Genomic DNA, 12,543 nt, shown 5'->3' on the forward strand with positions numbered 1-12,543 from the left:
CAAAAAGAAGGCCCGTTACGCGTCTGCACAAGATGCCATTGTATTTGCCCAGCGCACAGGTCTTAGGCTATTTCCCTATCGCTGTGAGCGCTGCCAGCAATTTCACTTAACCAGCCGCACCAAGGGCAAGAGAATTCCAAGGCCTTTGGCGTGAAATTTTGACGGCTGCTTTGCGTAATACTGCTGTGCATAATAATGGAGACTACAGGCAGGACAATAGACATCGACGACTCTATTTCCGCTTCCGCCCCTATTCTGTTGAAAAACTCTTTTGATTGATGGCTGGATTGGTGATTCAGTTTTCCTGTGGTGGCAGGAGATTGAAGGATGATAGGTGATCGGACGGTGATGCAGGAGGCGTTGTTTTACAGCTTCCGTATTGAGGATCATGTGCCTGAGGATCACCTGCTGCGGGTCATTGACCGGTTCGTCGATCTCGACGGTATTCGCGAGTATCTGAAGCCGTTTTACAGCTCAACTGGGCGACCATCGATCGATCCCGAGTTGATGATCCGGATGCTGATCATCGGATACTGCATGGGCATTCGCTCGGAACGGCGACTGTGTGAGGAAGTGCATCTTAACCTTGCCTATCGCTGGTTCTGCCGCCTTGATCTTGATGGCTCAGTTCCTGATCACTCGACCTTCTCGAAGAACCGTCATGGCCCGTTCCGCGATTGTGATCTTTTGCGCAAGCTGTTCGAGATGACTGTCGAGCGTTGTATGGCCGAAGGGCTGGTTGGTGCAGAGGGCTTCGCAGTCGATGCGAGCCTGATCCGTGCCGATGTCCATAGGCAGCGCTCGGTTCCAGGCGCAGAAGGCTTACCACCCGACGCAGCAGGACGGGCAGTCACGGAGTATCTTGAGGTGCTCGACGATGCCGCCTTCGGCGGCGCAACACCGGTCACGCCCAAACGGCTCAACATTACAGATCCTGCAGCACGCTGGACTGCGGCAAGCCGGGAACGTGCCTTCTATTCTTACAGCACCAATTATCTGATCGACCTTGATCACGCCGTGATCGTTGATGTGGAGGCGACAACCTCAATCCGGCAGGCGGAGGTGCTGGCGCAGCGCCGGATGATCGAGCGAACACTGGAACGCTTCGGCCTGTGGCCTGAGAAGCTGGTGGCGGATGCAGCATATGGCTCAGCACCGAACCTGGGATGGCTTGTCGAGGATCAAGGGATCGAGCCACACATCCCTGTGTTCGACAAGTCTGCTCGCAAAGACGATACCTTCGAGCGATCAGACTTCACCTTTGTCCATGACGACGACAGCTACATCTGCCCCGGCGGCAATCGGCTGAGACCATCCAATCGCAACTTCAAAACACCGCGTCCGCGCGCCAATGCCGATGGCTTCATCCGCTATCGCGCAAGCCAGAAGGACTGTCAGAGCTGCCATCTCAAGCAGCGCTGTACGCCCAATATGACAGCCCGCAAGATCATGCGCTCGATCCATGAAGGCGCACGCGACATGGCGCGCGATATCGCCACCACAGATGCCTATCTCGTCTCACGCCGTCAGCGAAAGAAGGTGGAAATGCTGTTCGCGCATCTCAAGCGAATATTGAAGCTCGACCGTTTGCGCCTACGCGGTCCCAACGGAGCAAAAGATGAGTTCCACCTCGCCGCCGCAGCTCAAAACATACGGAAACTGGCTAAAATGAAACCGAGCCCGGAACTCGCAACCGCATGAGAAGAACAATGGGAGCGCTCGTCCGCTCTCAGGAACTGTCTACCATCGGCTCCAAAAAGCGACTTTTTCAACAGAATAGTCACAATTGCGGTCGTTCAACCCGCCTAAGTCTGGAGTTCACTCCTGGGATATTACGCAAGCACGTACCGCAAAATATTCACCGCCCAAGCATTTTTGCCAGTCGCGCAGGTTGACCGCAGCGCATATTCCCTTCCCATTAGGAGAAGATATAATGGCTGCTGAAACCGGAACCGAAACAAAACGCACATTTTGCCGCTTTTGCCACGCCAGCTGCGCGATGATTGTCGAGGTTGAGAATGACAAGATAAAATCGGTCAAAGGCGATCCTGACGATCATCTGTTCCACGGTTATACTTGCATAAAGGGTCGCCAGATGCCGGATATGCATAATCTCGACACCCGCATGATCACCAGCAAAATCCGTCAGCCCGATGGTAGCTTCAAGGATATTGCGACCGCCGATGCCCTGAAACTCGCCGGTGAGCGGATGAAACAGATGGTCGAGAAACACGGCCCCCATAGCATCGCTGTCTATAACGGCACCAATGCTTTCCAGAATAGCGCGGTGCTTGGAACCTCTTATGCCTTCGCCCAGGCGATTGGCTCGCGCAACTGGTACACCAGCGTGACCGTCGATCAGCCCGCCAAGGTTTTCACCACCGCGCGCTACGGGATATGGATGGGCGGCGGTAATGCGTTCACTGAATCCGATGTCGCAATGTTTGTTGGCAATAACCCGATTGTTTCCCATTATTCCGGCGGCATGCCGACTTCATCCCCGTCGCGCGGACTGCGCGATGCCAAGGAGCGTGGCCTGAAGGTTATCGTTGCCGACCCACGGGTGAGCGAGATGGGCAAATTGGCGGACATTTATCTGCCGGTCAAACCGGGCGAGGACCCCGCCCTGCTTGCCGGCATGCTCCACGTGATTTTCGAAGAGAAGCTTTACGACCAGAATTTTGTCGCCGCCCATGTGGATGGCGTCGCCGAACTCGAAGCAGCGGTCAAACCGATGACCCCCGATGTCGCGGCCAAGCGCGCCGGCGTAGACAAGGATCAATTGATCGCCGCTGCCCGCATGTTTGCCGGAGCCAATAAAGGCCGCGTGGTGACCGGCACTGGTCCAGAGATGGCTGGCAACGGGACGCTGACCGAGTATCTCGTGGCTTCGCTCAACATCCTCTGCGCACGGTTTAATCAGGAGGGCGAGAAAGTCTCCGCTCCGATGGTATTCAACCCGCTAATGGGCGGCCCCAAAAAGGCTCAGGTTGCGCCCAAAATGCCGACGTTTGGTGAAGGGTTTGCCAAATCGCGGATTCGCGGCCTTGGTTTGCTTGGCAAGGAAATGCCCTGCAATGTGCTGGCGGACGAAATCCTCACGCCCGGTGAAGGCCAGATCAAGGCGCTGATCTCCATCGGCGGAAACCCTGAAATTGCATTTCCTGATCAGCAGAAGGTGCGCCGCGCATTAGAAGAATGTGAATTATTTATCCAGGTCGATCCCTGGATGTCGGCCAGTGCCAAGCGCGCGGATATCATTCTCGCGCCGAGCATGTGTCTGGAACGCGAAGACATCAACAATGTCTCGGACGCCTTCACCGAAGAGGCTTATGCCCATTATACCGAAGCGATGGTCCCGCCGCCCGGCGATACAATGGACGAATATGAAATGCTGTGGTGGCTCGCCAAGCATATGGGCGTTGAATTAAACTATCCCGGCGGGTCGGTCTCGATGGAGGAATGCCCGGACAAGGCGACTGTGCTTGACCTGATTTCGGAGGGTTCACTGGTAAAACCGAGCGAGGCCAAGGCTGATGCAGCTGCACTGGAACGCAAGGGCGCAGCGATCACTTATGATGACCGGCATCCGGTTGTCGGGCCTGCTGATCCCGATGCGACGGAGAAATTCGATCTCAATGCCGGCGCAATGCCGCGCGAATTGCTTGACTATGCGGAGAATGATCCAGTTGATGATGGCTTCGACTTCCGCCTGATTTCAAGACGCTCCAAGCATCGCTACAACAGCAACGGCCATACCTTCCCAAAGCTGGTCGAGAAAATGCCAACCAATCCGGCCTTTTTTAATCCTGATGATCTGACAGCGGCAGGCCTCAAAGACGGCGCGATCATAGAAATCACGTCGCCTACGGCCTCCATTTTCGGCATGGCTAAGGCTGATGCCAAAGTTCGGCCGGGTGTTATTTCGATGAGCCATGCTTTCGGCGATTCCGAAGCCGGCAAGGATGATGTCATGACCAAAGGCGGCTCCACCAACCGGCTACTATCCGATGACACCAATCTTGATCCGATCACTGGGCAAGCACTGCAAAGTGCTATACCGGTCAGGGTTTCTGCAGCCTAAAGGGACCACATGACCGATAATATTGTCCACGGGACGACGCAGGACCGCTTTGCGCCTGTCCGCGATATAATGGCTGCAAGCCTTGAAAGCAGCGCTGATCTCGGCGCTTCGTTTTGCGCCACGATAGACGGCGAGACGGTTATAGATATCTGGGGCGGCTGGGCGGACGAAGCCAAAACCCGCCCATGGGAAGCGGACACCATCGTCAATGTCTATTCGACAACCAAGACGATGACTGCGCTGACGGCGTTGTTGTTGGCCGATCGCGGCGAACTGGATTTCAACGCCCCGGTGGCGAAATATTGGCCCGAATTTGCGCAGAACGGCAAAGACAATATCACCACTGCCCAGTTGATGAGTCATTCTTCCGGTCTTTCCGGCTGGGAAGAAAAAATTTCGGTCGCTGATCTTTATGACTGGGAGAAGGTAACATCATTGCTCGCCGCACAAGCACCCTGGTGGGAACCGGGAAGCCAGCCGGGCTACCATGCTGTTACGCAAGGTTATCTGGTGGGTGAAGTTGTTCGCCGGATTACCGGCAAGTCGCTTGGCACGGTCTTCCGCGAAGAAATCGCTGAGCCGCTGGATGCTGACTTTCATATCGGCCTGGCACCCGAACATGATCACCGCGTCGCCGACCTAATTCCGCCGGTTGTGGGAGCCGCACAGGCCGCAGCCAATGATATCCAGCGCAAGACTTTTACCAACCCGCCAATCAATCCACTGGACACCCGCACCCGCGAATGGCGCGGCGCGGAAATTCCGGCGGCGGGCGGAACAGGCAATGCCAGATCCGTTTCCGAAATCCATGTCATGCTCGCCAATGGCGGCGTGGCAAAAGGCAAACGGTTTCTATCGGAAGCCGGCTGCCGCAAAGCACTGGAATTGCAATCCGAAGGTAATGATCTGGTGCTGCTCGGCTTGCCGTTAAAATTCGGGCTGGGATTTGGCCTGACCGGAGAAGTCGTCCAATTGCCCAACGAAAACAGCATGTTCTGGGGCGGTTACGGTGGATCGCAAATCATCATCGACATGGAAAACCGCATGACCTGTTGTTACGTGATGAACAAGATGGGTGACGGGTTACTCGGTGACATGCGCTCGGCGGATTTGATCGGTATGGTGCGAGCTGTTTTGGGCTAGAAGTTGATTTCCATCATTTATGCGTATATTATATGCTTATATTTCATAGGATATAAATATGGCTAGCATCGCTCATAATCGAAACGCAAAACGGCGCCCGGTCAACCTGACCATCCGTGAAGATATCTTGAGCGATGCCAGAGCACTGAAGCTAAATACCTCCAAAGCAGCGGAAGCGGGCATAAAAGCAGCCATCATAGAAGAGCGGGAAAAGCAATGGCTGGCGGAAAATCAAAAATCTATTGCCGCACATAACCAACGTGTTGAGGAGAGCGGCCCTTTGCTTGTACCCGAATGGGCAGACAATATTGGCTTAAATTAATGGCTCGGTTTGATGTTTATGCTCTGGGCAGAGATGACGTCCCATTTGTTCTGGAGATTCAGGCGGACCTGCTTTCCGATCTGGCAAGCGTAGCCGTGATTCCTTTGATGCCATCGGCAGTCGCCAAGGCCGAAGCCATGCGCAAGTTAAAACCCGAGATTATTGTCAATGGAAAATCCTATCGCATGATAACGACGGATATCGGTGTTTTACGGCGCAGTTCGCTCGGCAAACCGATTGCCAATGTTGAAGAACAATATCGGGATGTAATCGTCGATGCGCTCGATTTTCTGTTTCAGGGATTTTGACAGAGATTTCAATTTTGTCGCTGATCGTCTGCCCCCAAGTCCGGTCTATCATATTTACCAATCGACGGCAGTCCTCTTCCCATGCCATCTCACGGGAGTTAAGGGAGAGCATCAATGCCAATGGACCCCGCTTATATCAACCAGATGAAGCGCCTGATGGATTGGGAAGCGGGCCGGACTGCGCCGCCCAAAGCCTTCCCCAAGCTGCCCGATATGCCGGCGGGGCGATATACCAGCCAGGAATATTACGACCTCGAACAGCAGTATCTCTGGAAAAAAAGCTGGCTGTTCGCGGCGCATACCGATGAGGTGCCCGAACCGGGATGCTTTATGAAGTGGGAGCAGGTCGGCGATCCGATCATCATTGTGCATGGAATGGATGGCGACGTTCGCGCATTTTACAACACTTGCCGCCATCGCGGTGCGCCGGTTGTGACTGAAGAAAAAGGCAAGGCTCCCCGACTGATCTGCGGTTATCACAACTGGACTTATAAAACCGACGGCACATTAGTTGGCGTGACCGAAAAGCAGGATTTTCCGCCGGATTTCGATATGTCTTGCCGCAATCTGATCCCGGTGCGTTGCGAAAGGCTCGGCAATCTGATTTTTGTGAATTTTGATGCCGAGGCCATGCCGCTCAAACAATGGCTGGGGCCGGTCTGGGATGAGTGGGAAGAATTCCAGTTTGATAAAATCAAGCTCGCCGCGCGCTATTCATTTGATCTCAACTGCAACTGGAAGGTCGCGATGGAGGCTAACATGGAAGTCTACCATGTACCGTTCATCCATCCCGACACCGTGGCACCACTGGTCGATAGCAAGCGCAATGTGAATACGATTTATCCAAACGGCCATGCCCGGATGCTGGCCCCCGCACCGCAGCAGACTGACCGTGAGCATGTCCGTGCCATTGATAGCCCGCCGGGATGGCAGTCGATGGATACAGTGGGTGAGTTTGGCCGCACCTGCACCCAGAGCTACACCATGTTCCCTAACTGGGTGTCGCCGCTGAGTAACTATTTCGTACCGCCGCTGATCTTCTGGCCAACGTCGCTCAACACCACCCGGCTGGAACTGGTGACCATGGCACTCGATTGGGGCGATGCGCCTGCACCGGATTTGTGGACCGTACCGGACGAGAGCAAGCCCAATGGCCGCAATATGTCGCCGATCATCCTCGAGGACACGCAATTTGGCGAGATGATCCAGAAATCGATGGAAAGCGATGGTTTCAAGAGCGTGCCGCTCAGCTATCAGGAAGCGCGGATCTATAGCTTTCACCAGAATTGCGACAAGATGATCGGCCTCAACCGGGTGCCTGAACATCTGGCGGTGGAACAGGTGATTGGCGATGATTGGGTCTACCCCAATGATCCGCGTGTCGCCGAAATGGGACAGCTCGAAGCGGCTGAATAGCAGCGCAACATCCGGATTTACATCCAGTATATTTCAAACAGAGGAACAAACATGGGACGGGTTGAAGGCAAGATCATATTATTGACTGGCGGTGCCATGGGACTTGGCAAAGCGGCGACCACGCGGCTGATAGAAGAAGGCGCACAGGTGGTAATTACCGACCATGATGTGGATGCCGGACAGACGACCGCCGATGAACTGGGTGAAAATGTCCATTTTCTTCAGCAGGATGTGACCAATCCGGACCGCTGGACCGAAGTTATCACCCATATCGAAAAGGAATATGGCCGGCTGGATGTGCTGGTCAATAACGCGGCGGTCACCGTGTTCGGTTCCATCGCCGATGTCAGCTATGAAGATTTCCGCCGATGCTACACTGTCGATGTCGACTCCATCTTTCTGGGTTGCAAGGCGGCGCTGCCACTCATGAGTAAAACCGGAGGATCCATCATCAACTTTTCTTCTGCAGCAGCAATTAACGCCAGTGCGGATCTGGTGGCCTATAACAGCGCCAAAGCGGCAATCCCGATGCTGACTAAATCGATTGCGCTCTATTGCGCGCGCGAGAAAAACGGCGTGCGGGTCAATGCCGTCCTACCCGGTACGATCATGACACCCAACGTCCGGAGCGTAATCGACGGCACGCCCAATCCTGCAGAAACCGAAGAGCTGTTTGCGCTCGCGCAGCCGGTAGGCCACATGGGCGAGCCGGATGATATCGCGCATCTGGTGGTTTATCTGGCATCGGACGAGAGCAAGTTCGCCACCGGCGCGGCCTTTGCCGTGGACGGCGGATTGAGTATTTAGCTAGGTCGCGCCGAAGACTGTTTGCGACAAATTGCAGCAAAGCCTAGCCTTTCCACGCCTATATCCCTAAATGCACCAACATGCATTTCTTAGATCAAGCCAAAATATACGTAACGTCCGGTCAGGGTGGCCCGGGTGCTGTCAGTTTCCGGCGCGAGAAGTATATTCAATATGGCGGTCCTGACGGCGGCAATGGCGGCAAAGGTGGCGATATTATTTTCAAGGCGGTTGAAGGACTTAACACGCTGATCGACTTTCGCTATGCCCAGCATTTCAAAGCACCGCGCGGCAAGGGTGGCGCGGGCCGCAATCGCACCGGGGCGGGCGGCGAAGATCTGGTGGTCAAAGTGCCAGTCGGTACGCAAATTCTGTCGGAAGACAAAGAGCATGTGCTGCTCGACTTTACCGCCGAGGGCCAGGAAATGCTTTTCCTCGAAGGCGGAATTGGTGGTCGCGGCAATGCGAGCTACAAAAGTTCAACCAACCGCGCACCACGCCAGCATCAACCCGGCGAACCCGGCGAAGAAACGGCGGTCTGGTTGCGGCTCAAGTTGATCGCGGATGCCGGACTCGTCGGGTTGCCCAATGCGGGCAAATCGACACTGATCAATCAGGTGACCAACGCCAATGCCAAAGTTGGCGCTTACCCCTTCACTACCATCCATCCGCAGCTTGGCGTTGTTTCGCATAAAGGGCGGGAGTTCGTGCTCGCCGATATTCCCGGACTAATCGAAGGGGCGGCAGAAGGCGCAGGCATTGGCGACCGCTTTCTTGGCCATATCGAGCGTTGCAAGATCTTGCTGCATCTGGTCGATGCAACCGGTGATGATCCGGTCGCGGCATGGCAGACCGTGAGCAAGGAACTCGAACAATATGGCGGCGGGTTGGTTGATAAACCCCAAATATTGGCGCTCAACAAAGCCGATCTGCTCGATGACGAACTGATGGAAGATATTGCCAGTCAATTGCGCGATGCCGGAGCGGAGCATGTTCTTCCCCTATCCGGAGCGACAGGTGAGGGCATGGAAGCCGCGCTTGATAAAATCATTGAGGCGGTGGGCGAGAACAGCTCGATCGAGCGGAAAGACCAGACAGCCGGTGCCGATGATCAAAGTGATGGCGCGGAGGAAGCTAAGAACTGGTCTCCGATATGACCAAAACGGAAAAAATCGTGGTCAAAATCGGTTCTTCGCTACTGATCGGCGAAGATGGAACCCCCCGCACGAAATGGCTTGAAACGCTGGTTTCGGACATTGCCGGACTCCATCAAGACGGCAATGCAATCATCATCGTATCGTCGGGTTCCATTGCATTGGGCGCGCGGAAACTAGGTCTTGAAAAAGGCGGCCGGGCCAGCCTCGCCGATGCGCAAGCGGCAGCCTCGGTGGGTCAGATTGCGCTCAGCAGCCTGTGGTCCGAATTACTCGCGGCCCAGAATATCACGGCCGCACAGATGTTGCTGACGCTAGATGATATGGAAGATCGCAAACGCTATCTTAACGCCACGGCGACGTTGGAGAAATTGCTGGAAAACCGGGCTATTCCGGTCATAAACGAGAATGACAGCGTCGCGACAGACGAAATCCGCTTTGGTGATAACGACCGACTCGCCGCCCGGGTTGCGCAGGCGGCTTCAGCTGACCGGGTGTTGCTCCTTTCAGACGTCGATGGCCTGTATGACCGCAAACCTGGCAGCGAAACCGAGGGTCAGTTTATCGGGTTGGTGGAAACAGTTGATGACCGCGTCATGGCGATGGCGCAGACAGAATCCTCTTCGGGCCTTGGGTCTGGCGGCATGGTTTCCAAACTGGAAGCCGCGCGCATCGCCAATCTGGCGGGCATTGAACTGTCGATTATCTCCGGCCAGGAAGATCACCCACTGCAACGCTACGAGCTAACCAATGTCGGGACATTATTCAAAGCCAATCGCTCGGAAAACGCCCGCAAAAGCTGGCTTGGCGGGCGGTTGACATCAGCGGGCAGGATTACCGTGGATGAAGGCGCAGCCACTGCTCTCAAAGACGGCAACAGCCTGCTCGCCAAGGGCATCATTACTCTCGACGGCCAATTTGCCCGTAGCGATGTGGTCGATATTATCGGACCGGACGAGACAGTGATCGCCAAAGGTCTGGTGGAATATGACGCCATGGATTGCGCGAAAATAATCGGTCGTCATAGCTCGGAGCTGGAAGCACTGCTTGGCTATTCGCCTCGGAGCGCCGTGGTCCATCGCAATCAGATGGTATTGCTTTAACGCGCGATGGCTGGGGCACGGAAACAGACGATAGCGATAACCGGAGCAACCGGTTTTGTCGGCGGACATCTTCTCAATATCGCCGTTAAACAGGGCTTTACCGTCCGAGCGCTGACCCGAAAAAAACAGGATGACCGCCCCCGCGTGATCTGGGTTCCCGGCGCTCTGGATGATCTGGGAAGTCTCAAAAAACTGTGCGACGGCGCTGATACGGTAATCCATATTGCCGGAGTGGTGAATGCGCCAACCCGCGATGGCTTTGAAAAGGGCAACGTACAGGGTACGCTCAACATGGTCGAGGCCGCCAAGCAATCGGACGCCAGCCGCTTCATCCATGTTTCGTCGCTCGCTGCCAACCGCCCGGATCTGTCCATCTATGGCGATACCAAGGCTAAAGCGGAGAAAATTGTCTCAGCCAGCGGGCTTGACTGGACCATCATCCGCCCGCCCTGGGTTTTTGGTCCCGGAGACACCGATACGCTGGATATGTTCAAATCGGCCCGGCTGGGCTTCATCCCGTTGCCGCCCGATGCCAATGGCAAGCTTTCCGCCATCCATGTTGATGATCTGGCAAAGGCTTTGCTTGCAATCGTTCCGGCTCATGATGACCTGACCGCGCAAATTTTCGAAGTGGATGATGGCAAAGATGGCGGCTGGACGCAGAGCAGTTTTGCCAAAGCCATTGGCTGGGCTATTGGCAAGCGGATCACGCCCGTCGCCACGCCAAAGCCATTACTGCATTTGGGGGTAAAAATTGACCGGCTGTTCCGACGCGGCAACGCCAAGCTGACCGCTGACCGGGTGAGCTATTTCTGTCATGATGACTGGACGATAGATCCGGCCAAGCGGTTGCCATCGCAAATCTGGAAACCGGAAGTCCAGACGCGTCAGGGGTTAAAAGGCACCGCCGACTGGTATCGCCGCAACGACTGGCTTTAGGCTAATGGCCCCGCGCTGATCAAATTCGCTAGCTGCGGAGGCGCGTAAAACACGTCATAAACTCTCATCTTGGGAGAGAGATATGCAGGACGCCGCGACACCGGATAGACCAACCCACAGCTTTGATATCTATCACCAACCGTCGATCAAAGTGGATGTGCATGATGCATTTCTCGACCTGAAAGAAAACGCGCCTCCGCTTTTCTGGACACCAGAAAATGGCGGCCACTGGATCGTCACCGATGGCGATATGATGATCGATCTTCTGCGCAAGCCCAATATTTTCTCCAACCAGAATTTTTCGATCCCGCATCAACCCGATACACCCAAAACCATTCCACTGTCGCTCGATCCGCCAGAGCATCGGCCTTACCGCCAGATGCTGCGTCCGTTTTTTGAGAAAAAAGCCATCGCTCCGCTGAATGCCCGCATTCAAGAGTGGGCTGATCGGCTGATCTGCGCGGTCAAAGACCAAGGTGAGTGTGAATTTGTCGATGCCGTGGGTTCGCGCTTCCCGGTCTCGGTATTCATGGAAATGCTGGGGCTGTCTATGGACCGGTTCGATGAATTTCGCGGGCTCGTGCAGGAGAATTTCGCCAAGGCGGGTACGCCTGATGCGATGGATGTGCAGATGCGGATTGTCGCGATTCTAGCGGCATTCGTGAAGGAACGGCAAGCTGAACCCAAAGATGACATGATGAGCCAGATCATTCAGTCCGATATTGACGGTCGCGCGTTGTCATTCGAGGAACTCCTCTCCATCGCGCATCTCCTGTTTCTTGCCGGACTGGATACGGTGGTGAACGCCCTCAGTTTTGCGATGAAACATCTTGCTGGCGATGAGGTGCTGCAAAGGCGGATTATGGATGATCCCGCCTGCATCCCGGATGCCACCGAAGAACTGCTGCGCCGATACAGTTTCGTCAATCTACCCCGAATGATCGCGGAAGATACCGAACTTGGCGGTCAGCAACTGCGCAAGGGCGAAAAAATAATCTGCCCGCTGGCGATAATCGGCTGGGAGGAGAAGCTCAATGACAATCCGCTGGAGGTCTCGGTTGATCGCAAAGTCTATCGCCACGGCGCATTTGGGTCCGGCATCCATACCTGCATCGGACTGCATCTTGCGCGGATGGAGCTGCATATCTTTTTTGCAACCTGGTTCCGGGAGATCGGAAAATTCCGGCTACATCCGGATAAAAAACCGGGAGCCATGCGCGGCGGCGTCGTGTGGGCGATTGAAGAGTTGTGGCTTGAGTGGGAATAAAGG

General features: G+C 55.1%; 11 protein-coding genes. All 11 read left to right on the forward strand.

The window, feature by feature from the left end; translation table 11 throughout:
- Positions 1-327 precede the first annotated feature (327 nt).
- On the forward strand, positions 328-1,701 hold the full coding sequence (locus HF685_RS08340; protein ID WP_168819237.1) for a transposase: 1,374 nt from the start codon (positions 328-330) through the stop codon (positions 1,699-1,701).
- 232 nt (positions 1,702-1,933) lie between these two features.
- On the forward strand, positions 1,934-4,084 hold the full coding sequence (locus tag HF685_RS08345; protein ID WP_168819239.1) for a molybdopterin-containing oxidoreductase family protein: 2,151 nt from the start codon (positions 1,934-1,936) through the stop codon (positions 4,082-4,084).
- Positions 4,085-4,093: 9 nt separating this feature from the next.
- Positions 4,094-5,227, forward strand: coding sequence for a serine hydrolase domain-containing protein (locus HF685_RS08350; protein ID WP_168819241.1), 1,134 nt, complete (start codon positions 4,094-4,096; stop codon positions 5,225-5,227).
- Between the two features lie 58 nt (positions 5,228-5,285).
- Positions 5,286-5,549, forward strand: coding sequence for a type II toxin-antitoxin system CcdA family antitoxin (locus HF685_RS08355; RefSeq protein ID WP_168819243.1), 264 nt, complete (start codon positions 5,286-5,288; stop codon positions 5,547-5,549).
- Positions 5,549-5,857 carry a CcdB family protein gene (locus tag HF685_RS08360; RefSeq protein ID WP_168819245.1) on the forward strand — a complete coding sequence of 103 codons (309 nt, stop codon included), beginning with the start codon at positions 5,549-5,551 and terminating at the stop codon, positions 5,855-5,857. The genes HF685_RS08355 and HF685_RS08360 overlap by 1 nt, the downstream gene beginning before the upstream one ends.
- Before the next feature lie 114 nt (positions 5,858-5,971).
- Positions 5,972-7,273, forward strand: coding sequence for an aromatic ring-hydroxylating oxygenase subunit alpha (locus HF685_RS08365; protein WP_246218552.1), 1,302 nt, complete (start codon positions 5,972-5,974; stop codon positions 7,271-7,273).
- Between the two features lie 51 nt (positions 7,274-7,324).
- Complete coding sequence (locus HF685_RS08370; RefSeq protein WP_168819247.1) at positions 7,325-8,080, forward strand: glucose 1-dehydrogenase; 756 nt, start codon at positions 7,325-7,327, stop codon at positions 8,078-8,080.
- Positions 8,081-8,160: 80 nt separating this feature from the next.
- Positions 8,161-9,234 (forward strand): GTPase ObgE, encoded by a 1,074-nt coding sequence (obgE, locus tag HF685_RS08375; RefSeq protein ID WP_168819249.1) that lies wholly within the window; start codon positions 8,161-8,163, stop codon positions 9,232-9,234.
- Positions 9,231-10,334 (forward strand): glutamate 5-kinase, encoded by a 1,104-nt coding sequence (gene proB / locus HF685_RS08380; RefSeq protein WP_168819251.1) that lies wholly within the window; start codon positions 9,231-9,233, stop codon positions 10,332-10,334. The genes obgE and proB overlap by 4 nt, the downstream gene beginning before the upstream one ends.
- Positions 10,335-10,340: 6 nt before the next feature.
- Complete coding sequence (locus HF685_RS08385; RefSeq protein ID WP_168819253.1) at positions 10,341-11,273, forward strand: NAD-dependent epimerase/dehydratase family protein; 933 nt, start codon at positions 10,341-10,343, stop codon at positions 11,271-11,273.
- 82 nt (positions 11,274-11,355) lie between these two features.
- Entirely contained in the window at positions 11,356-12,540 is a 1,185-nt protein-coding gene (locus HF685_RS08390) for a cytochrome P450 (RefSeq protein ID WP_168819254.1), read from the forward strand.
- Positions 12,541-12,543 lie beyond the last annotated feature (3 nt).

The organism is Parasphingorhabdus halotolerans (assembly GCF_012516475.1).
Lineage (GTDB): Bacteria > Pseudomonadota > Alphaproteobacteria > Sphingomonadales > Sphingomonadaceae > Parasphingorhabdus > Parasphingorhabdus halotolerans.

Coding starts and splice junctions, on each gene's coding strand:
- obgE (WP_168819249.1), top strand. CDS start 8,161: ATGCATTTCTTAGATCAAGCCAAAATATACGTAACGTCCGGTCAGGGT.
- HF685_RS08345 (WP_168819239.1), top strand. CDS start 1,934: ATGGCTGCTGAAACCGGAACCGAAACAAAACGCACATTTTGCCGCTTT.
- proB (WP_168819251.1), top strand. CDS start 9,231: ATGACCAAAACGGAAAAAATCGTGGTCAAAATCGGTTCTTCGCTACTG.
- HF685_RS08350 (WP_168819241.1), top strand. CDS start 4,094: ATGACCGATAATATTGTCCACGGGACGACGCAGGACCGCTTTGCGCCT.
- HF685_RS08355 (WP_168819243.1), top strand. CDS start 5,286: ATGGCTAGCATCGCTCATAATCGAAACGCAAAACGGCGCCCGGTCAAC.
- HF685_RS08365 (WP_246218552.1), top strand. CDS start 5,972: ATGCCAATGGACCCCGCTTATATCAACCAGATGAAGCGCCTGATGGAT.
- HF685_RS08370 (WP_168819247.1), top strand. CDS start 7,325: ATGGGACGGGTTGAAGGCAAGATCATATTATTGACTGGCGGTGCCATG.
- HF685_RS08385 (WP_168819253.1), top strand. CDS start 10,341: ATGGCTGGGGCACGGAAACAGACGATAGCGATAACCGGAGCAACCGGT.
- HF685_RS08360 (WP_168819245.1), top strand. CDS start 5,549: ATGGCTCGGTTTGATGTTTATGCTCTGGGCAGAGATGACGTCCCATTT.
- HF685_RS08390 (WP_168819254.1), top strand. CDS start 11,356: ATGCAGGACGCCGCGACACCGGATAGACCAACCCACAGCTTTGATATC.
- HF685_RS08340 (WP_168819237.1), top strand. CDS start 328: ATGATAGGTGATCGGACGGTGATGCAGGAGGCGTTGTTTTACAGCTTC.